We start from the raw sequence: 21,250 nt of genomic DNA on the forward strand, positions 1-21,250 counted from the left end.
TACTAGTTGCAAAAATTCATATCATGCTATTTTCGTTTAAAATTTTCGCCGCTCTGACTAAAGGGTTGCGGAAATTTTATTTGGTTTAAAGAAAATAGACTTTGAAAATAAAAAATAGAGAGAAAGCGGGTGTTGCACAATGAATATGCCGAAAGAGGTCTGGTGGCTGGTCATCGGTATGGCAATTAATATTACTGGAGCAAGTTTTTTTATGGCCGTTAAACACTATCTATATGAGTCATGAACTGCACAAAAGCTTAACGACTGCCGGAATCGTTTTGATGATTAATTCATTAGGAATGGTCATCGGAAACTTATTAGGCGGAACTTTGTTTGATAAATTAGGTGGATTCAGAACTATTATGTTAGGCACTATCACATGTTTATGTGCGACGACATTGCTTAACTTCTTTCATGGATGGCCTTGGTATGCTGTTTGGTTAGTAATGCTTGGTTTCGGCGGCGGTATTATTATTCCTGCGATTTACGCGATGGCAGGTGTCGTATGGCCGAATGGGGGAAGACAAACTTTTAATGCAATTTATCTTGCGCAAAATATCGGAGTAGCTTTCGGCGCGGCAATGGGAGGTTTTGTTGCAGAATTAAGCTTTAATTATATCTTTATTGCTAATTTATTAATGTACGTTGCTTTCTTCTTTGTCGCTGTAACTCAATTCAATATTAAGTATAAAGGGAAAGTCAAAATTCCAGATACAAATGAATGGGCGGCTAAGAAGTACCGCAAAAGATTCATTGCACTATTATTATTGTGTGTTATGTTTGCGATTTGTTGGATTGCCTACATTCAATGGGAAAGTACGATTGCTTCGTTTACACAAGAATTAAATATCACTATGGGACAATACAGTTTGCTTTGGACAGTAAACGGCATCATGATTCTCGTAGCACAACCGTTAATTTATCCGATTATCAGACTATTGAAAGGCAACTTGAAGTTGCAGATGTTAGTTGGAATTTTAATCTTTATATTATCTTTCTTTGTCACAAGTTTTGCCGAGCAGTTTTCAATATTCATGGTCGGTATGATTATTCTGACACTAGGTGAAATGTTTGTTTGGCCTGCTGTACCGACAATTGCAAATCAACTTGCACCAGAAGGTCGTCAAGGCTCCTATCAAGGAATTGTAAATTCCGCTTCGACTGTCGGAAAAGCATTTGGACCGCTAATTGGCGGTATATTAGTAGATACCTTTAATATGCAAGCCATGTTCTTAACAATGATGGGATTATTAGTTGTTTCTATTGTTTTCTTGTTTACCTATGATAAAAACCTCAAGAAACATGAAATGAACCATTAAAAAGAAGGTATATGCTTTAAATTACAGCGTCTAGAACTTGCATTTAGACTAATAATAAAATATAGTAATAGATGTATATGGAGTAGTAATCTAAAGGACTCGCTAAGAGAGCTGGTGGTCGGTGCGAACCAGTTGAGTATTTTAGGTGAACTTACCAGCGAATAAATTTATGAATAATACAGCTCGAGCTATTATGTATGAGGTGCGTAGAAATACGAATGAGGGTGGTACCGCGGCACTTGTCGTCCTTCATAAGACAAAATCATAATAGTTTGAGTTGTATTTTTTATTGATTAGGAGGAAAGCAAAGTGAGTTTTAATCATCAAGAAATTGAAAAGAAATGGCAAGATTATTGGGCAGAACACAAAACTTTTAAAACGAATGATAATCTAGGTCAAAAGAAATTTTATGCTTTAGATATGTTTCCATATCCATCAGGAGCAGGATTGCATGTAGGGCATCCAGAGGGCTATACAGCGACAGATATTATTTCGCGTTATAAACGTATGCAAGGATATAATGTATTGCATCCGATGGGGTGGGATGCATTTGGTTTGCCTGCAGAACAGTATGCTTTAAACACAGGCAACAATCCACGTGAATTTACGAACCAAAATATTCAAACATTTAAACGCCAAATTCAAGAATTAGGTTTCAGTTATGATTGGGACAGAGAAGTGAATACGACTGATCCTGATTACTATAAATGGACACAATGGATTTTTATCCAACTATATAACAAAGGATTAGCATATGTAGATGAAGTGGCGGTAAACTGGTGTCCTGAATTGAAAGCTGTACTTTCTAATGAAGAAGTAGTGGATGGCGTTTCAGAACGTGGCGGTTATCCAGTATATCGCAGACCAATGCGTCAATGGGTGCTTAAGATTACTGATTATGCAGACCGTTTGTTAGAAGATTTAGATGATTTAGATTGGCCTGAGTCTATCAAAGATATGCAACGTAACTGGATTGGTCGTTCAGAAGGTGCTAAAGTCACTTTCAATATTGAAAATAGTGATGAAAAAATTGAAGTGTTCACAACTCGTCCAGACACAATCTATGGTGCATCATTTGCCGTGTTGAGTCCAGAACATGATTTAGTAAACGAAATTACGACTCCCGAACATCAAGAAGAAGTCCAAGCATATCAAAAAGAGGCGTCGATGAAATCTGATTTGGAACGTACAGATTTAGCTAAAGATAAATCAGGTGTATTTACAGGCGCCTATGCTATCAATCCTTTATCAGGTGAGAAATTGCCAATCTGGATTGCTGATTACGTACTTTCTTCATATGGTACAGGCGCGGTTATGGCTGTTCCAGCACATGATGAACGTGACTATGAATTTGCTCAAAAATTTGATTTGCCAATCAAAGAAGTTATTGAAGGCGGAGATATTTCTAAAGAAGCCTACACTGGAGACGGTCCTCATGTGAACTCTGGGGATTTAGACGGTCTGTACAATGACGAAGCTATTGTACGCGCTATTCAATTACTTGAAGAAAAAGGCGCAGGTGAAAAGAAAGTCAACTATAAATTGCGTGATTGGTTATTCAGCCGCCAACGTTATTGGGGTGAACCAATTCCGATTATTCATTGGGAAGACGGTACAATGACTACTGTACCGACTGACGAATTGCCATTATTGCTTCCTGAAACAGATTCAATTGAACCTTCAGGCACAGGTGAATCACCTTTAGCGAATATCGATGAATTTGTAAATGTTGTGGATCCTGAAACTGGCATGAAAGGTCGTCGTGAAACAAATACAATGCCACAATGGGCAGGCAGCTGCTGGTATTATTTACGTTATATCGATCCGCATAATGATGAAATGCTTGCAGATCCTGAAAAATTAAAACATTGGTTGCCAGTTGATTTATATATCGGTGGTGTGGAACACGCCGTACTACATTTATTGTATGCAAGATTCTGGCATAAAGTATTGTATGATATGGGTGTTGTTCCAACGAAAGAACCATTCCAAAAACTATTCAACCAAGGCATGATTTTGGGTGAAGGTAATGAAAAAATGAGTAAATCTCGCGGTAACGTCGTTAACCCTGATGATATCGTGCGTTCACATGGTGCAGATACTTTAAGATTATATGAAATGTTTATGGGACCGCTTGATGCAGCGATTGCATGGAGTGAGAAAGGTTTAGACGGTTCTCGCCGTTTCTTAGATCGTGTATGGAGATTACTGATTAATGAAGACGGCACGTTAACATCTAAAGTTGTAGAAACTGATGATAAATCATTGCAAAAAGTATACAACCAAACAGTTAAAAAAGTAACTGAAGACTTTGATACCTTAAACTTCAATACAGCAATCAGCCAATTGATGGTATTTATAAATGAAGGATATAAAGCTGAGCAGCTCTACAAACCATACGTAGAAGGATTTGTAAAAATGCTTGCACCGATTGCACCGCATTTAGGAGAAGAATTATGGTCTAAACTTGGTCATGATGAAACAATTACGTATCAACCATGGCCAGATTATGATGAAGCTTTCCTTGTGGACGATGAAGTGGAAATTGTTATCCAAGTTAATGGTAAAGTTAGAGCAAAAGCATTTATCCCTAAAGATGCTTCAAAAGAACAAATGGAAGAGATTGCATTGACAAATGAAAATGTTAAATTAGATATTGGGGATAAAGACATCAAGAAAGTCATCGCCGTTCCTCAAAAATTAGTCAATATTGTTGCGAAATAATAAAGGAAGGTGAAATTACTATGGAATCTATTACAACGGATGAATTAAAAAAGAAAATTCTAGATCATTCTCCTGTACACATTGTTGATGTCAGAACAGATGAAGAAACTGCAACTGGTATTATTCCAGATGCCACTACAATTCCTATGGATCAAATTCCAGATAATTTAAATGAATTTAACGAAAATGATACGTATTATTTTGTTTGTGCAGCTGGTGTTCGAAGCGGCAGAGTAGTAGAATATCTCAATCAACATAAACCTGAAGTGCATGCAGTAAATGTCGAAGGCGGCATGAATGCATGGGGAGACGAAGGTTTAGAAATAGATAGTATATAATTGAAATTTGAGCCGAGTCAGTTAACAGCTGACCCGGCTCATTTTTATATGCTTTTTAATTTTGATAGATACCAGCATTCATGCCTGACACCCGTCCAGTAACTAAGGCACTCGTAATATTATAGCCACCTGTATATCCATGAATATCTAAAACTTCTCCACAGAAAAATAATCCAGGAGTAATTTTTGACATCATCGTATGTGGCTCTATCTCTTTGATTGAAACACCGCCGCCCGTTACAAATGCTTTTTCAATTGATAAAGTGCCATTGACAGTAAAGATGAAACCTTTAAACAAACGAGTGATTTCTAATATCTGTTGGTTTGAAATATGGTGTCCCGTTGTTTCTTCACTTACACCTGCTTGTTCTAATATAAAGTTAAGGTAACGTTCTTCTATCATACCGCGCAAACTATTCTTAATGTATTTATCAGGTGCAGCATGAATTTGTTGTTTAATTCTTTGTTGTAATTCATTTTCTTTTTCATCGGGAAAAACATCCAGTTTCATTAGAATTTCTTGTTTCTTTTGAGATTTTTGTTCTTTATACACAAATTGGCTGCATCTCAAAGCTCCAGGACCGCTGATACCAAAGTGTGTAAATAACATGTCCATACGGTGTGTGATGCGCGGCTTTCCATTTTTTCTCAAAACAGATAAAGACACATCTTTCAAACTTAATCCTTTAAGTGTTTTACGAATAATAAATGGTTCTTTTGAAGTGATAGGCACCTCAGTCGGGAAAAGTTCAGTAATAGTATGACCGAATTTTTCCGCGAAGGGATAACCATCTCCAGTGGAACCGGTTTGTGGGACACTCGTGCCTCCTGTCGCAATAACTACTGTTTTAGAATTATATTCATTGCCCTCTGCATCTGTAATTATGAAATGATCTGAATTTCTTTGAATGTTTTGGACAGCAGTTTCTTCTTTTACTTCAACATGATTAACTGCCAATTCTTTAATCAGTGCATCTACAACATCTTGAGACCGATTTGAAACTGGAAACATTCTTCCATGATCTTCTTCTTTTAACTTCACACCGCGTGTTTCAAAAAATTCAATAATAGATTCATTATCAAATACGGAAAAAGGGCTGTAGAGAAACTTGCCATTACCCGGAATGTGACGGATAATTTCATCATAAGGCAGTCGATTGGTTACATTACAGCGGCCACCGCCAGAAATTTTTAATTTTCTGCCCAGACCCTTTTTCTTTTCAATTAATAATACTTTATCAGAATATTGGCTGGCTGCAGCAGCAGACATCAATCCGCTAGGCCCGCCGCCGATAACTATAGTTTGGTACATGTTTAGTTAATGCACATTTTCTGTAAAACGTTGATTATGTGCATATTTCCTCCTTAAAGTTTGATTTTTCTTGTAAAAGTGCGTTAACGTAAATTTTCAAATGTATAATTGATTTACTTTACTGTAATATTATGGCATAGTCAAAACTGTTGTTTAAATCTTTGAAATTTCATTTCTGTTAAGGCTATTTTAGGCTATAATACTAATGAAAAAAAGTAGTTGCCAACAATTGTTGGTGGTAAAATATACTTAAATTTTAATATCAGATAGGAAGATTGTCATGAATGAAAGTCAAGAACTTGTAAGAGGGACCTTTCTATTAACACTAAGTATACTGATTACTAAAGTACTTGGTGTGCTCTTCATAATTCCGTTTTATGCAATAATCGGCGGAGAAGAGAATTTGGCCCCATTCAACTATGCTTATGCGCCATATAATATTGCTATCGCAGTAGCGACAGCAGGTGTTCCTTTAGCGGCCTCTAAATATGTTGCTAAATATAATGCCATAGGTGCATATCACGTCAGTCAGAAATTGTATCGCTCTAGCTTTATCGTAATGAGTATTACAGGTGTTTTAGGATTTATTATCTTGTATGCTTTATCACCAATGATTGCCACAGTAACGTTAGCACATGAATCTAATGCTAAAGGCGGCTGGACCATTGATGATATTACTTGGATCATCAGAATTATCAGTATGGTAGTTATTTTTATCCCATTACTCGCTACATGGCGTGGGGTGTTCCAAGGGTATAAATCAATGGGACCTACTGCAGTTTCCGAAGTAACAGAGCAAATAGCCCGTATTATCTTTATTTTGGCCGGCAGTTATCTTGTATTGAATGTATTCCACGGCTCTGTATTGTTAGCAAACGGTGTAGCCACATTTGCTGCAGCGGTGGGCGCAATAGCAGGTATTTTAACTCTTTGGTACTATTGGAGAAAAAGAAAGCCGTTTATGGATGAAATGACTGCATCAGACCATACAGGTATCGATGTTTCATATACTAAAATGTATAAAGAAATTATTTCTTATAGTATTCCATTCGTAATTGTAAGTTTGAATTTCCCATTATTTAATATTGTTGACCAACTTACACATAACAACGCGTTGGATATAGCGGGTGTACCACAACAACTACACGATTATTTCTTTACTATACTTAATATGACAACGAATAAAATTGTAATGATTCCGACTTCATTAGCTGCAGGCTTTGCAGTCAGCTTGATTCCTTATATCACTAAGACATATGAATCAGGTGAATTACATGAAATGCACAGACAAATTCAAACATCTTTAGGTGTATTGATGTTTATTACTGTACCTGCCAGTTTAGGAATAATGGCCTTATCATCTCCGTTATACACAGTGTTCTACAGCTATAACGGTGACGGCAGTATGTTATTGTTCTATTATGCACCAGTGGCGATTTTAATTTCGTTATTAAGTATTACAGCTTCGATGCTGCAAGGTATTGATAAACAGAAATTAACAGTCTTTGTAATTGTTGCTGCAGTTGCTTTGAAAGTAGTATTAAACATTCCTTTAATAGTAGCATTCCATACAGCAGGAGCAATTTTAAGTACGGCAATTGCCTTGTTGGTTGCAAATATTTGTAACTTCTTCATTTTGAAAAAATATGCGAAATTTACATTTACTGAAACATTTATTCAATTTGCTAAAATATTCATTTATGGTTTCATTATGATGGTAGGCGTTGAATTATCATTCTGGTTAATGCAAATGGTTATCTCACCGGCCTCAAAAGTCGGCAGCTTAATTATTGTTGTAGTTGGAGTACTTGTCGGTGTAGTAATTTATGGAGGTATTACTTTGAAAACAAGATTAGCTGATCAATTTTTAGGAGACTTGCCTGGCAAAATCCGTAGAAAGTTGAGAATCTCATAATGAGACTGGATAAGTTTTTAGCTAATATGGGCGTCGGTACTAGAAGTGAGGTCAAACAGCTATTAAAGAAAAATCAAGTACAAGTTAATGGTAAAAATGAAAAACAAAGTAAAGCTCAAATTAATCCAGAAGAAGATACAGTTACTGTTAATGGCGATTTTATAAGATATGTCGACAAAGTCTATATAATGTTAAATAAACCAGCTGGATACATTTCGGCGACTGAAGATAATGAACATTCGACAGTCCTTGATTTAATTGATGACTTTCAAAATTTAAATATTTTTCCAGTCGGGAGATTAGACAAAGATACTACAGGATTGATATTGTTAACTAACGATGGCCAGTTTAACCACGACATTATGAGTCCCAATAAGCATGTTTCCAAGATATATCGTGTCGAAGCGGAGAAAGCCGTAAGTCAACAGGATATTGAAATATTTGCTGACGGAGTTGAGTTATCTGATGGTAAAGCGCAACCTGCAGAATTAAAATGTACAGAAGAGAGCAAGACTGTATACGTTACTATCCAAGAAGGTCGATTCCATCAAGTAAAAAGGATGTTTCATGCCATTGATAATGAGGTACTGAAATTAAAGCGGGTTCAAATTGGACAACTACAGCTAGATTCTAGTCTTTCGGAAGGCGACTATCGAGAATTGACGACAGAAGAAATAGAATTAGTTCAACAATAAAAAAGTGAAGGTGATAATTATGGCAAAATCAGGTAATTTATTAAGAGCAGTTGTAGGTATCGGTGCAGCAGCTGCAGCAGTTTTATTAACTAGAAAAGATAGTAGAGATAAATTAAAAAATGAATATGATAAATACAAAGAGAATCCAGAATCATATAAGCAAAATGCTAAAGATTTAGCTTCTCAAATTGCTTCAAATGCTTCTCAAACTTTTAACGAAGTGAAGCAAGACCCTAAAGGTTATGCGGATAAAGTAAAACAAGATCCGAAAGCTTTTGTCCAAGAACAAAAAGAGCGTTTCAGCAACAATAATCAAGATGCTGCAGCTCCAACTTTAGATGATGCTAAACAATCTGATGAACCTCAACATAATATCAGAATTGTAACTGATGAAGATTTGAAACAAAATGGAAACGAATCTTCTAATCAAAATCAATCTAATAAAGATAATAAATAATAATTATTATATACAGGAGCTGAGACATTATTGTGTTTCAGCTCCTGTTTTCTAAACTGACATTAGCTAGCTGAAGAGAAAGATGCTTTTGAATTCAGACAGTTATGAGGGGTCGGCAGGGAGAAATGATTTTTTCATTGATGCTATTTCTGTCCCGCCTTTTTTACATAGTGAGAATTAAATTTAAATTTATCCGCCCTGTCATATCAATAATGAACAAAATTGACAGAAAATTTATAGGGTTACTACTGTTGTTTCATAAATAGTTAGGGTAAAATAGAACATGAACTAAAAATTGAGAAGGAAGTTGATCACGAATGTGGAAAGAAAAAGTGCAAGAATATGAAGATCAAATTATAGCTGATTTAAGCGGTTTACTATCAATCGAAAGTGTCAGAGATGATAGTAAAGCTACATCGGATGCACCGCTCGGACCAGGACCTAAAGCTGCGCTTGATTATATGTATCAACTCGCAGAACGTGATGGATTTGCCACACATGATGTAGATCATGTTGCTGGAAGAATCGAAGTAGGCAAAGGCAAAGACTTATTCGGCATTCTTTGCCATGTTGACGTGGTACCTGCCGGAGAAGGCTGGGATACTCCGCCATTCGAACCAACTGTAACAGATGATGCAATTATTGCGAGAGGAACTTTAGATGATAAAGGGCCGACTATTGCAGCTTATTATGCAGTAAAAATTTTAAATGATATGAACGTAGACTGGAAGAAACGTGTGCATATCATTGTAGGTACTGATGAAGAATCAGATTGGATCGGAGTGAATCGATACTTTGAATCTGAAGAAATGCCGGCATTAGGATTTGCTCCAGATGCTGAATTCCCTGCTATTCACGGTGAAAAAGGAATTACTACATTCGATATCAAACAAGAAAATAAATCTGCGGATGAAAAAGAAGCAGCAGTTGTATTGGAATCATTTGAATCCGGTCAACGTTATAATATGGTACCGGATGAAGCGGTAGCACATCTGACTGTAAAAGACGAAAATCTCGATGTGACTGAGTTATACCAAAATTACTTAGAAGCACATGATTTAAATGGTACAAGCGAATTAGACGAAGATACTTTGGTATTGCGTTTGAAAGGGAAAGCAGTACACGGTATGGACCCATCTATTGGTTTAAATGCGGGATTATTCCTAATCCATTTCTTAAGCGAATTAAATTTAGATAAGCAAGCCGCTAAATTTACAGACTTAAGCGAAAGATATTTATTTGAATCACACTTTGGTGAGAAGATGGGAATGAAGTTCCATACTGATAAAATGGGAGATTTAACTACTAATATCGGTATTATTGCTTATTCAAAAGCAAACGGGGGAGAATATGGTATTAACTTACGATATCCGGAAGGCTTTGAATTTGACGATGCAATTAAACGTTTTACAAATGAAGTTCAAGAATTGGGATTTGAATTAGATTTAGGTAAAGTGCAACGTCCGCATTATGTTGATAAAAATGATCCGTTTGTACAAACACTCGTACAAGCATATCGTAATCAAACAGGAGACATGACAGAACCGTATACTATCGGCGGAGGCACATATGCACGTAATCTAGACAAAGGAGTAGCATTCGGAGCGATGTTCAGCGACTCAGAGGACTTAATGCATCAAAGAAATGAATACATCACTAAAAAACAATTATTTAATGCAACTAGCATCTATTTAGAAGCGCTATACGCATTATGTGTGGAGGAATGACTATGACAAATAAAGTGTTATTGAACGGCCAGTTTGTAGACGAAAAAGACGCAAAGATTCCATATAATGACAGAGGATATAACTTCGGAGACGGCGTATATGAATATATTCGTGTATATGACGGAACCTTGTTTACTGTTAAAGAACATTTCGAAAGATTTTTGCGCAGTGCTGCAGAAATCGATATCGATTTAGAGGAAACCGTTGAATCTCTAACGCAGACAGTTCAATCTTTAATTGATGAGAATGATGTTCAAAATGGCGGTATTTATATTCAAGCAACTAGAGGGGCTTCACCAAGAGACCATGCATTTCCAGGTCCAGACGTTAAACCGCAGATTATGGCATTCACAAAAAGCTATGACAGACCGTTTGAAGAATTAGAAAACGGTATTTATGCCGTAACTGTTGAAGATATTCGTTGGTTACGCTGTGATATCAAAAGCTTGAATTTATTAGGAAATGTATTAGCGAAAGAATATGCTGTGAAATATAATGCGGCTGAAGCGATTCAACACCGTGGTGAAACTGTCACAGAAGGGGCATCAAGTAACGTATATGCAATTAAAGACGGAGTAATCTATACACATCCGATTAATAACTATATTCTTAACGGTATTACACGTCAGGTTATTAAGAATGTGGCAGAAGAAGCGGACATTCCATTCAAAGAAGAGACATTCACTGTAGACTTCTTAAAAAATGCAGATGAAATTATCGTTTCTAGTACATCTGTGGAAGTCATGCCTGTGATCAAGTTAGATGGTGAAGCGGTAGGAGACGGTAAAGTCGGCTCAATAACACGTAAGTTGCAAGAAGGATTTAGTCAGAAAATTGAAGAAAGTCACAATAAATAAATTTTTAATAAATGCACATAATATCCAACTTTAACACCTAAACTGTGTTATAATTTTAAATTGTCGCTGCACTTAAGATAATGATTATTTATGAGTGCGTATCGAAATTAAAACAGTTTTAAAACGCTGTTTAAACATAAAATAGCCTTTGAAAAGATAGTCTCTCAGAAGGTAAAATGTGTCTTTTAGTTTCTCATTTTTGGTTGAAATAAGCTTTTAAAAACTATAAAATTAACAATGAGTGCTAAAGGCGTGAAGCGTTTAAAAAGTAATTAACAAAATGTAAAATATGGCTCTTGAAACACTATTCTTGAGCCATTTTCTAATTGAAAGCGAGGTGAACGTGTTGGAGCAGTTTTATCAGTTAGGGTGGACATTGGATTCTGCTGGCGGTGCATCGGGTGAAGCTTATATGGCTGAGCAAGATGGTCAAAAATTATTTCTAAAAAGAAACTCAAATCCTTTTATTGCAGCATTATCTGCAGAAGGTATTGTCCCTAAATTAGTGTGGACAAAGCGTATTGAAACCGGAGAGGTTGTAACCGCGCAACATTGGAAAAATGGCAGAGAACTTACTTTTGAAGAGATGAATCAAACAAGAGTAGCAAAATTGCTCAAAAAGATTCATAGCTCTAAAACACTTTTGACGATGTTGAAGCGCATGGAAATGGAACCCATTACTCCGGATATATTATATCAAAAAATAAATACATCGCTTTCCAGACAAGTGTTGACACATCATGTGGTGCGTAAAGCATTGACTTATCTTGAAGAACACAAACCTGAATTGGATCCTCGCTTTTATACTGTCGTTCATGGTGATGTGAATCATAATAATTGGTTGCTATCTGATCATGACGAGTTATACCTTGTAGATTGGGAAGGTGCGATGTTGGCAGATCCAGCAATTGATATCGGAATGCTGCTTTACAATTACGTTCCTCAAAACGAATGGTCTGAATGGCTTGAAAAGTACGGTGCGAAAGAATCTTTAGATTTGAGCAAACGTATGAAATGGTATACAGTCATTCAAGCAATCGGATTAGTAGAGTGGAATGAAGAACAAAAACGCTATAAAGATATGAATATTTGGCTGAAATTCTTAAATGAAGTTATGAACAGCAACGTATTTATTTGAGGAGAAATATCAAATGAGATTAAGAAATAAACCTTGGGCAGAGGATTATTTGCGAAAACATGATACAGTTGTAGACATTGATGGCACTCATGCTAAAAAAATGTCTGAGTGGTTTGATAAAACTCAGCCTATTTATATAGAAGTTGGATCAGGCATGGGACAGTTTATTACAGAACTTGCAAGCCGACATCCTGAAGTTAATTTTGTTGCTTTAGAAAGAGATAAGAATGTTATGATTCGCGTATTGGACAAGGTATTGGAGAAACAATTGCAGAATATCAAGTTGATTTGTAATGATGCAATGGAATTAACCGATTACTTTGAAGATGGTGAAGTAGATCGTGTTTATTTAAATTTCTCAGATCCGTGGCCAAAGAACAGACATGCGAAACGTCGCTTAACGTATCATTCTTTTTTAGCCTTATATAAAGCGATTTTAAAAGAAGAAGGGGAAATACATTTTAAAACAGATAATCGTGGTCTCTTTGCGTATAGCTTAGAAAGCATGTCGCAGTTTGGAATGTATTTTACAAAAATCAATTTAAACCTTCATGATGAAGATGATGAAGATAATATTGAAACTGAATACGAACGGAAATTTGCTGATAAAGGTTCACGCATTTATCGCATGGAAGCAAAGTTCCATTAAGAGAAGAAACTGCATTCATAGGAATGCGGTTTTTTTAATAGAGGTTGATTTGATATTCATTCTGACAAGACCTATACTAATTATTAAGCACTGAAATGGAGGGGTAGAATGAATTTAGGGGATTTAAAAATTTATTATCTTGATGGTGGAATGACAAATATGGATGGCGGGACAATGTTTGGTCCAGTGCCAAAAGTCTTATGGTCACGCAAATTGAAACCTAATGATAAGAATCAAGTGAGAATGTCGACACATCCTATCTTGATTATTGCAAAGGATAAAAATATTTTAATTGACTCAGGATTAGGAATGGGTAAATTAACTGATAAACAAAAACAACATTCAGGAGTCGAGAATGAAAGTTATGTGAAAGAAAATCTTGCTGCTTATAATCTTACACCTGAAGATATTGATATCGTATTGATGACGCATATGCATTTTGATCATGCAGCAGGTTTAGCAGACAACGATGGACATGCTCAATTTCCTAATGCAGTCCATTACATTCAACAAGACGAATGGCAGGAATTTCTGGCACCTAATCTTCGCAGCAAAGCGACCTACTGGCCTCAAAATCAAGGCGATTATCAAGAACACATGATTTTGTTTGAAAATGAAATTGAACCTTACCCTGGCATCAAAATGCAACATACAGGTGGCCATAGTTACGGTCACAGTATCATTACTATTGAAAGCAATGGAGAACGTGCAGTGCATATGGCTGATATCTTCCCATCACATGCACATTTCAACCCTTTATGGGTCACAGCTTATGATGATTATCCGATGCAAAGTATTCGTGAAAAAGAAAGACTGATACCTTATTTCATTTATAATGATTTTTGGTTCTTGTTTTATCATGATGCAGATTACTTTGCGATTAAATATGATTCACAGCAAAAAACAATTCAGTCAGCTATAAAAAGATAATAAAAAACGATACTTCCTCAAACGGAAGTATCGCAAATTATTTTGAAATTAAGCACTCATATTAAACTTCTTTAATATTAATAATTTTACCATTCGTTGCATCAGCCACAAATTCATAGTTGCTGACTTTACCATGGTTTTCAGTCGTTACCCCGCCGCGATATACTTCATACGCGATACCGTCTTGTTCAAAAGGCTGAGGCTCTGAGACGATGTATGACCCTGTTACATTCATAAAGTAACTTTTCACCTCTTCAATGAGTTTGAACGGGTCGTACTTTTTAGTGCTGAGAATAGTGAGGTAAACTAATACACCACTCACCAAAAGTGTGATTGGTAAAACTAACAATAACCAAATTTTTTTTCGAGACATCTCAATTAATACCTCCACTTAAGTTATATTAATATTCTATCATAAGTGAAGGGCATTAATGAATAATTAAGGAGGAACCCTAAATGGATTTGACTAAAAAAGAAACTTTAAAGCACATGAAAGCACTAACTGAGTTTCATAGTGCTCCTGGATTTGAAAGTGATTTAAAGGCATACATAAAAAGTGAAATGGAACCTTATGCTGATGATTTTATTTATAATCGAATGGGCGGTTTTTACGCAGTTAAACATTCAAAGAATCCTAATGCGAAGAAAGTAATGGTTGCAGCGCATATGGATGAAGTTGGATTTATGATTACACATATTGCTGATAATGGTATGATTCAATTTACTAACCTAGGTGGAGTAGCAGCAGATATTTGGCAAGGTCAAAGATTAAAAGTAAAAAATCGTAATAATGAAGTTATCACTGGAGTGGTGGCAAGTATACCGAAACATTTTAGAACAGGAAATGAAGGTTTGCCTGAAATTAAAGACTTAATGTTAGATATTGGCAGTGCATCTGCAGCAGAAGTACGTGCACGCGGTATTGAAATAGGTGACTCAATTGTTCCTGATACTGAATTTATCCAACTTTCTGAACAACGATTTGCTGGGAAAGCTTGGGATAATCGTTACGGTTGTTTATTAGCTATAGAAATCTTAAAATTATTTAAAGATAAGCAATTAGATGTCGAACTTTATGTGGGTGCAAATGTGCAAGAAGAAGTCGGTTTACGTGGCGCAAGAGCAGCAGCTGAGCAAATAGATCCTGATGTCGCTTTCGTCGTTGATTGTTCACCAGCTAACGATATGAAAGGCGCTCAACAACTTTCAGGACAACTGGGCGAAGGAACTTTAATACGTATTAAAGATGGAACGATGTTATTGAAACCTGCTTTCAGAGATTATCTTTTAGAATTGTGTAATCAACATGATATCAAGCATCAATACTATATTTCACCTGGAGGCACAGATGGCGGAGAAATTCACAAAGCCAACAGTGGCATACCAACAGCGGTGATTGGCGTTTGTGCTCGCTATATTCATAGTTCAGATTCTGTATTTGATATCCGTGATTACTATGCTGCGCGTCAGTTGTTGTTCGAGTCGATTCAAGCACTTGATGATAAACAAATAGAGCATTTGCAATACTCATAATATCAAGAAAGAAGTGAAAGTAATGAGAGAATTAAAATCTGTAGAAGAATTTAACGAATTAAAACAAGATGATACTATTTTTATGTTTACAGCTGATTGGTGTGTAGATTGTCGTTTTATTAAACCGAGATTGCCTGAATTAGAAGAAAAACATAAAGAATATAACTTCGTCTCAGTTGATAGAGATAAATTTATTGATTTATGTGTGGAACTCGGCATTATGGGGATTCCAAGTTTCCTAGTTTATAAAAATGGAGAACAAGTAGGCAGTTATGTCAGTAAAGACCGCAAAACGATAGAACAAATAGATGAATTTATCAATAATATTTAAATCAAAATACCCTTAGGAAATTACGCATTTTTTCTGTTCCTAAGGGTATTTTTACGGTAAACTATATAAAGGTATGTAATTAGGAGTGTTAAATATGAATGTCTTTCAAATGAGAGATAAATTAAAAGAACGTTTAAATCATTTAAATGTGAATTTTTCATTTAATCGTGATGAAGATACGTTGCGTATTGCCAGAAAAGATAATGGTAAAGGCGTAACAATCAGATTAACACCGATTGTAGCTAAATATAATGATAAAAAAGAAACAATTGTTGATGAAATCGTATATTATGTCAACGAAACGATTGCACAAATGAGCGACCAAGCGCAAGAGGATATTCAGAATTTAAAAATTATGCCTGTCATGCGTGCAGCAAGTTTCGAAAAAGAAACCAAAGAAGGGCATAAATTTGTGATAGATCAACATACTGCAGAAACTAATATTTATTATGCATTAGACTTAGGTAAGTCTTATCGTCTGATAGATGAATCTATGTTGAAACAAATGAATGCTACTGCACAACAAGTCAAAGAAATGGCGTTATTTAATGTTCGTAAGCTAGATACAGCATATAAAACTGACGAAGTAAAAGGGAACATTTTTTATTTCATCAATACTAATGATGGTTACGATGCCAGCAGAATATTAAATACACCGCTTCTCAACCAATTTGAAGAACAGTGTGAAGGTGAAATGTTAGTAGCCATTCCCCATCAAGATGTGTTGATTATTGCAGATATCCGTAATAAAACAGGATATGATGTGATGGCACATCTTACAATGGAGTTCTTTACAAATGGACTTGTTCCGATTACATCTTTATCATTTGCATATGATAAAGGGCACTTTGAACCTATCTTTATCTTGGCCAAAAATAATAAAGCTAAGCAAGAAAATAGCCCTAACGTAGTGCAAGAACTAAGTGCTGTGAAAAAGAATAAAAACAATAAAAACGACAAAAAGTAAGGAGAAATAAAAATGAATTTATTTTATAATAAAAATGGTGTCGGAGATGTCGCATTTTTACAATTAGATCCTGCAGAAGGTGAATTTGACTATCATCAATTCGGCGACGTCGTAAGAATTACTCAAGATAATGAAGTTACCGGCTATAATATTTTCAACGCTTCACAACATTTATCTTTAGATGGTAACGGCCATATTAAACTAACACCTGAATTGGTAGAACAACTGCAACAAACTATCAATGAAGCGGGTATTGATGATAAATTAGATTCTGACTTATCCCCTAAGTTTGTAGTAGGGTATGTTGAATCTAAAGAAAAACATCAGAATGCTGATAAACTAAGTGTGCTGAAAGTTGACGTCGGTAACGATACTTTACAAATTGTTTGTGGCGCACCAAATGTTGAAGCTGGACAAAAAGTAGTGGTTGCTAAAGTAGGCGCTGTAATGCCGAGCGGAATGGTAATCAAAGATGCTGAATTAAGAGGCGTACCTTCTAGCGGTATGGTCTGCTCAATGAAAGAATTGAATTTACCAAACGCACCAAAAGAAAAAGGCATTTTAGTTTTATCTGATGAATATCAAGTTGGACAACCATTTTTTGAAGAATAATTAAATTTGGGAAGGAAGTGAATTTATGAGCTGGTTCGATAAACTATTTAGTGATGGAGATGACGAAGAGGTATATCAGCGGAAATATAGTCAACGTCGACAAAAATTAGAAGAAAAAGAACGTCATCGTCAATCATTACTTCCTGAAAATAATGATATATATAATCGTCCGAAAGGTAATTTTCGCTTTCCAATGCATGTGAATAATACAGAAAAGGCCGAAGATGACTTTGACTCAGCTGACTCTGACTCACAAATTTCTCATGCAGATGAAAAGGCATATGCTGTGAACCAACAACAAGATAATAGACGCCATAGAAGACGTCGCAACTTTGATACGAGCAGCAATCAAGATGAAAATGCCTTTCGCTCATCTCGCAGCACGCGAAAACAAAATAATGATCAGCATCATCATTCACCAAAGGAAACATCTTATACATCATCAAAGCGTCGTGTTCAAAATTATACTTCTTCCTATGATACGAAAGATATCTATTATAGAAGCGGTGAATTCAAGGCAGAAGAAGTACCTTCTGCAATCTTTGGAACTAAGAAACGCCATCCATTAGAGAATGGCGTGATTAAAAGCGACGGTACTATTAAAAATGAGGAAGCGGATGAAAGACAAGAACGTATTCCGACTGATCCGTTAAATGGAGCACGAAAACAAGATAAATTAAATACAACATCACAACCATCATCTTCTCAAAATGAAGATAGTGAAACTTCTCATTCTGAAAAGCCAGATGAAATAAAACATACGATGAAAGAAACACCTAATTATTCATCTACGGATAATACAATTAATATTAATAATATTTATGCATCACAAATTGTCGAAGAAATTCGCAGAGAACGTGAACGCAAGTTCTTGAAGCGTAAGAAATTCAAAGAAGCACTGCAACAAAAACGTGAGCAAGAAGACACTGGATCCATTCAACAGGCCATCGATGACATGTATGCTAAACAAGCCAAGCAATATGTAGAAGAACCTGTCTTTCATGAAGCGTCTCCAGTGGAAGCAAGTGAAGATATGGATGAACACGTTGATTCAGACAAGGCACAAGATACTACTGAAGAAGCAGCCAGCAAAAATGATTATGAAGCTGAACCTGATTTAAATTCAGAATTTGATTATGAAGAAATCAATTTAGATGACGTTCAACAAGTACAATCAGTGAATAACAAAGACGTGGAAATCGTAAATGATTATACATCTTCACAAGAAGACGAAGCTGCTTCCAGTGTAGAAAATACGAATAATCATACTGAATCGATTGAACATACTGATGAACCATTGAAACACGCTGAAACGGAAATAAGTGAAGCGCAGTATACTGAAGTTCAAACAGATGATTCAGAAAAAGAAGAGAGCAACGAAACGTCGGATTATAACGAGGAAGAAGCACCAGCAGAACCTGTGAATGTAGATGAGCATACTGATAGTAATCTTGAAACTAGTCAAACGCAGAATTCAGTAGAGGAACCTCAACTAACACCAGAGACGCAATCTGAAAACTTTGCAGATGACAAAACTGCATCAGAAACAGAGTCAATCAGCAGCGCATTCAAAATTCATTCTGAATCATTGGAACCGAAGTTAGAACCTACTTCTGAAACAGATTCGAAGGTGAATGAAAAGTCAGATTCAACAACAACATCTGAGAAACACGATGTAAGCAAACAGTCTTTAGAGCCGAAACTGACGCCTGAAAATAATTCAACAGCATCGTCGGCTGAGGAAAAAGAAGAAACTTGGGCACCAAATGACTTATCAGACCAATCATCATCTGAAACTGAACCTGCTGAGTTGCAAGACAACAAAGAAAATAAAGAAGCGAGTCCGGTCAAAGCGGAAGCAGAACCTGAGAAGAAACGTCCTATTCGTAAAGGTGCTAAGCCCGTTAACGTAATGATGACGCCTTCTGATAAGAGAAGAATGCAAAAAGCACAAAAAAATAAAGCCATCTCTGCAACTAAAACTGATTCTGAAAAAGTAAATCAACCTGTGCAAAATACGGCGGTTGAAAAGAATAAAACAACTCAGAATCTTACAAGCAGTGAAGCAGATAATACTCAAGCATATGCGCAAAGTGTCGGCACAGAAAGTCACGCTAATCCTGAAAATAATGACAGCCCTTCAACAAATGAACAAGAAACTCAAAATGAAGCGGGCCACATCACACAAAATGTAAATCAATTGCATATGAGTCAGAATAAATCTAATGAAACTGCGACAGAGTCGCAAGCATCCAATCAATCGCAAGTTTCAGATGCTAAAAATACTCGTAATACTGAAAAAGATACTCATTCGCCGCAAGAGGGCATTAGAAAAGGTCCTAACTTGAAATTGCCAAGTATTGATTTATTAGATACTCCAGAAGTTCATGAAATAGATGAAGAATGGATTGAAGAGAAAAAACAAGAATTGAATGATGCATTTTATTATTTCAATGTACCCGCAGAAGTTAAAAATGTGACTGAAGGACCAAGTGTAACGCGCTTTGAATTATCTGTAGAAAAAGGTGTCAAAGTTTCTCGTATCACAGCCTTGCAAGATGACTTGAAAATGGCATTAGCTGCGAAAGATATAAGAATCGAAGCGCCAATACCAGGAACAAGTTTAGTCGGAATTGAAGTGCCTAATGTGTCGCCTACTAAAGTTAACTTACGATCCATTATTGAAAGTCCTAAATTCAAAAATGCAGAATCTAAATTGACTGTCGCAATGGGTAACAGAATTAATAACGAACCATTACTAATGGATATAGCTAAAACACCGCATGCCTTAATTGCCGGAGCGACTGGTTCAGGTAAATCTGTGGCTATCAACAGCATGTTGCTTTCATTGTTATATAAAAATCACCCAGAAGAGTTGAAATTGCTGTTGATTGATCCGAAGATGGTAGAATTAGCGCCTTATAATGGATTACCGCATCTTGTATCACCCGTGATTACAGATGTCAAAGCTGCCACTCAAAGTTTAAAATGGGCAGTAGACGAAATGGAAAAACGTTATAAACTATTTGCTCAATATCATGTGCGTAATATTACAGCCTTTAATAAAAAAGCAGCTTATGATCAACGCTTACCTAAAATTGTTATCGTAATCGATGAGTTAGCCGATTTAATGATGATGGCACCTCAAGAAGTAGAACAATCTATTGCACGTATAGCTCAAAAAGCCCGTGCTTGCGGTATTCATATGCTAGTCGCTACACAAAGACCATCTGTAAATGTAATTACAGGATTAATTAAAGCAAATATTCCTACGCGTATTGCATTTATGGTATCATCGAGTGTGGATTCGAGAACAATTCTTGACAGTGGCGGTGCAGAGCGCTTATTAGGTTACGGGGATATGTTGTACCTAGGTAATGGTATGAATAAACCAATTCGCGTTCAAGGCAGCTTTGTATCGGATGATGAAATCGATGCAGTAGTAGATTATATTAAAGCACAGCGTCAGCCAGAATATTTGTTTGAAGAAAAAGAGTTATTGAAACAAACAAAAGCTCAATCGAAAGATGATTTGTTTGATGAAGTATGCAGATTTATGGTGTCAGAAGGAAATATTTCAACATCATTAATTCAACGTCATTTCCAAATTGGGTATAACAGAGCAGCAAGAATTGTTGACCAATTAGAAGAATTGGGATATATTTCAGGCTCTAACGGTTCTAAACCAAGAGAGGTTTATTTAACCTCAGCTGAATTAAATGAGGAATAAGAAAGAAGGAATGTTA

General features: G+C 36.0%; 17 protein-coding genes and 1 pseudogene. 16 read left to right on the forward strand and 2 right to left on the reverse strand.

Annotated elements, in window-relative coordinates; genetic code table 11:
- Nucleotides 1-139 precede the first annotated feature (139 nt).
- From CKV71_RS05810 to CKV71_RS05820, 3 genes and pseudogenes are all read left to right on the forward strand, one after another.
- Nucleotides 140-1,319, forward strand: a pseudogene (locus CKV71_RS05810) (MDR family MFS transporter).
- A 309-nt stretch (nucleotides 1,320-1,628) separates the two neighbouring features.
- Complete coding sequence (gene leuS, locus CKV71_RS05815) at nucleotides 1,629-4,043, forward strand: leucine--tRNA ligase (protein WP_095104695.1); 2,415 nt, start codon at nucleotides 1,629-1,631, stop codon at nucleotides 4,041-4,043.
- Between the two features lie 20 nt (nucleotides 4,044-4,063).
- Nucleotides 4,064-4,381, forward strand: a complete 318-nt coding sequence (locus tag CKV71_RS05820; RefSeq protein ID WP_095104697.1) for a rhodanese-like domain-containing protein — start codon at nucleotides 4,064-4,066, stop codon at nucleotides 4,379-4,381.
- A gap of 55 nt (nucleotides 4,382-4,436) precedes the next feature.
- Here CKV71_RS05820 and CKV71_RS05825 read toward each other — a convergent pair whose 3' ends face one another.
- Nucleotides 4,437-5,693: a BaiN/RdsA family NAD(P)/FAD-dependent oxidoreductase gene (locus CKV71_RS05825; RefSeq protein ID WP_095104699.1), complete on the reverse strand. Its 1,257-nt coding sequence runs from the start codon at nucleotides 5,691-5,693 to the stop codon at nucleotides 4,437-4,439.
- A 280-nt stretch (nucleotides 5,694-5,973) separates the two neighbouring features.
- Between CKV71_RS05825 and CKV71_RS05830 the strand changes: the two genes are divergently transcribed.
- From CKV71_RS05830 to CKV71_RS05865, 8 genes are all read left to right on the forward strand, one after another.
- Nucleotides 5,974-7,608 carry a putative polysaccharide biosynthesis protein gene (locus tag CKV71_RS05830; protein WP_095104701.1) on the forward strand — a complete coding sequence of 545 codons (1,635 nt, stop codon included), beginning with the start codon at nucleotides 5,974-5,976 and terminating at the stop codon, nucleotides 7,606-7,608.
- The gene (locus tag CKV71_RS05835) at nucleotides 7,608-8,303 is read left to right on the forward strand and encodes a pseudouridine synthase (protein ID WP_095104703.1); all 696 of its coding nucleotides are present in this window, start codon (nucleotides 7,608-7,610) and stop codon (nucleotides 8,301-8,303) included. Before CKV71_RS05830 ends, CKV71_RS05835 begins: the two co-directional genes overlap by 1 nt.
- Before the next feature lie 19 nt (nucleotides 8,304-8,322).
- Nucleotides 8,323-8,760 (forward strand): YtxH domain-containing protein, encoded by a 438-nt coding sequence (locus CKV71_RS05840; protein ID WP_095104705.1) that lies wholly within the window; start codon nucleotides 8,323-8,325, stop codon nucleotides 8,758-8,760.
- Nucleotides 8,761-9,077: 317 nt separating this feature from the next.
- Nucleotides 9,078-10,487 (forward strand): dipeptidase PepV, encoded by a 1,410-nt coding sequence (gene pepV, locus CKV71_RS05845; protein ID WP_095104707.1) that lies wholly within the window; start codon nucleotides 9,078-9,080, stop codon nucleotides 10,485-10,487.
- Nucleotides 10,488-10,489: 2 nt separating this feature from the next.
- Entirely contained in the window at nucleotides 10,490-11,344 is an 855-nt protein-coding gene (dat, locus tag CKV71_RS05850; RefSeq protein WP_095104709.1) for a D-amino-acid transaminase, read from the forward strand.
- Between the two features lie 346 nt (nucleotides 11,345-11,690).
- Nucleotides 11,691-12,482 carry a phosphotransferase family protein gene (locus CKV71_RS05855; protein ID WP_095104711.1) on the forward strand — a complete coding sequence of 264 codons (792 nt, stop codon included), beginning with the start codon at nucleotides 11,691-11,693 and terminating at the stop codon, nucleotides 12,480-12,482.
- 13 nt (nucleotides 12,483-12,495) lie between these two features.
- Nucleotides 12,496-13,131, forward strand: a complete 636-nt coding sequence (gene trmB / locus CKV71_RS05860; protein ID WP_095104713.1) for a tRNA (guanosine(46)-N7)-methyltransferase TrmB — start codon at nucleotides 12,496-12,498, stop codon at nucleotides 13,129-13,131.
- Between the two features lie 108 nt (nucleotides 13,132-13,239).
- Complete coding sequence (locus CKV71_RS05865; RefSeq protein WP_095104715.1) at nucleotides 13,240-14,061, forward strand: YtnP family quorum-quenching lactonase; 822 nt, start codon at nucleotides 13,240-13,242, stop codon at nucleotides 14,059-14,061.
- Nucleotides 14,062-14,122: 61 nt separating this feature from the next.
- On the opposite strand, the gene CKV71_RS05870 is transcribed toward CKV71_RS05865, so the two are convergent.
- Nucleotides 14,123-14,434 carry a hypothetical protein gene (locus CKV71_RS05870; RefSeq protein WP_095104717.1) on the reverse strand — a complete coding sequence of 104 codons (312 nt, stop codon included), beginning with the start codon at nucleotides 14,432-14,434 and terminating at the stop codon, nucleotides 14,123-14,125.
- An 83-nt stretch (nucleotides 14,435-14,517) separates the two neighbouring features.
- Between CKV71_RS05870 and CKV71_RS05875 the strand changes: the two genes are divergently transcribed.
- From CKV71_RS05875 to CKV71_RS05895, 5 genes are all read left to right on the forward strand, one after another.
- A complete protein-coding gene (locus CKV71_RS05875) occupies nucleotides 14,518-15,594 on the forward strand; it encodes a M42 family metallopeptidase (protein WP_095104719.1) in 1,077 nt (358 codons plus the stop codon).
- A gap of 22 nt (nucleotides 15,595-15,616) precedes the next feature.
- Entirely contained in the window at nucleotides 15,617-15,925 is a 309-nt protein-coding gene (locus CKV71_RS05880; RefSeq protein WP_095104721.1) for a thioredoxin family protein, read from the forward strand.
- Nucleotides 15,926-16,019: 94 nt separating this feature from the next.
- Nucleotides 16,020-16,892 carry a DUF1444 domain-containing protein gene (locus tag CKV71_RS05885; protein WP_095104723.1) on the forward strand — a complete coding sequence of 291 codons (873 nt, stop codon included), beginning with the start codon at nucleotides 16,020-16,022 and terminating at the stop codon, nucleotides 16,890-16,892.
- A gap of 12 nt (nucleotides 16,893-16,904) precedes the next feature.
- The gene (gene ytpR, locus CKV71_RS05890) at nucleotides 16,905-17,504 is read left to right on the forward strand and encodes a YtpR family tRNA-binding protein (RefSeq protein WP_095104725.1); all 600 of its coding nucleotides are present in this window, start codon (nucleotides 16,905-16,907) and stop codon (nucleotides 17,502-17,504) included.
- A 25-nt stretch (nucleotides 17,505-17,529) separates the two neighbouring features.
- Nucleotides 17,530-21,234 (forward strand): DNA translocase FtsK, encoded by a 3,705-nt coding sequence (locus CKV71_RS05895; RefSeq protein WP_095104727.1) that lies wholly within the window; start codon nucleotides 17,530-17,532, stop codon nucleotides 21,232-21,234.
- Nucleotides 21,235-21,250 lie beyond the last annotated feature (16 nt).

It is taken from the genome of Staphylococcus piscifermentans (assembly GCF_900186985.1).
Classification (GTDB): Bacteria; Bacillota; Bacilli; order Staphylococcales; family Staphylococcaceae; genus Staphylococcus; species Staphylococcus piscifermentans.

Bases quoted from the DNA above. Each gene is read 5' to 3' on its own strand.
- CKV71_RS05820 (WP_095104697.1), top strand. From the start codon at position 4,064: ATGGAATCTATTACAACGGATGAATTAAAAAAGAAAATTCTAGATCAT.
- CKV71_RS05825 (WP_095104699.1), bottom strand. From the start codon at position 5,693: ATGTACCAAACTATAGTTATCGGCGGCGGGCCTAGCGGATTGATGTCT.
- CKV71_RS05830 (WP_095104701.1), top strand. From the start codon at position 5,974: ATGAATGAAAGTCAAGAACTTGTAAGAGGGACCTTTCTATTAACACTA.
- CKV71_RS05835 (WP_095104703.1), top strand. From the start codon at position 7,608: ATGAGACTGGATAAGTTTTTAGCTAATATGGGCGTCGGTACTAGAAGT.
- CKV71_RS05840 (WP_095104705.1), top strand. From the start codon at position 8,323: ATGGCAAAATCAGGTAATTTATTAAGAGCAGTTGTAGGTATCGGTGCA.
- pepV (WP_095104707.1), top strand. From the start codon at position 9,078: ATGTGGAAAGAAAAAGTGCAAGAATATGAAGATCAAATTATAGCTGAT.
- dat (WP_095104709.1), top strand. From the start codon at position 10,490: ATGACAAATAAAGTGTTATTGAACGGCCAGTTTGTAGACGAAAAAGAC.
- trmB (WP_095104713.1), top strand. From the start codon at position 12,496: ATGAGATTAAGAAATAAACCTTGGGCAGAGGATTATTTGCGAAAACAT.
- CKV71_RS05865 (WP_095104715.1), top strand. From the start codon at position 13,240: ATGAATTTAGGGGATTTAAAAATTTATTATCTTGATGGTGGAATGACA.
- CKV71_RS05870 (WP_095104717.1), bottom strand. From the start codon at position 14,434: ATGTCTCGAAAAAAAATTTGGTTATTGTTAGTTTTACCAATCACACTT.
- CKV71_RS05875 (WP_095104719.1), top strand. From the start codon at position 14,518: ATGGATTTGACTAAAAAAGAAACTTTAAAGCACATGAAAGCACTAACT.
- CKV71_RS05880 (WP_095104721.1), top strand. From the start codon at position 15,617: ATGAGAGAATTAAAATCTGTAGAAGAATTTAACGAATTAAAACAAGAT.
- CKV71_RS05885 (WP_095104723.1), top strand. From the start codon at position 16,020: ATGAATGTCTTTCAAATGAGAGATAAATTAAAAGAACGTTTAAATCAT.
- ytpR (WP_095104725.1), top strand. From the start codon at position 16,905: ATGAATTTATTTTATAATAAAAATGGTGTCGGAGATGTCGCATTTTTA.
- CKV71_RS05895 (WP_095104727.1), top strand. From the start codon at position 17,530: ATGAGCTGGTTCGATAAACTATTTAGTGATGGAGATGACGAAGAGGTA.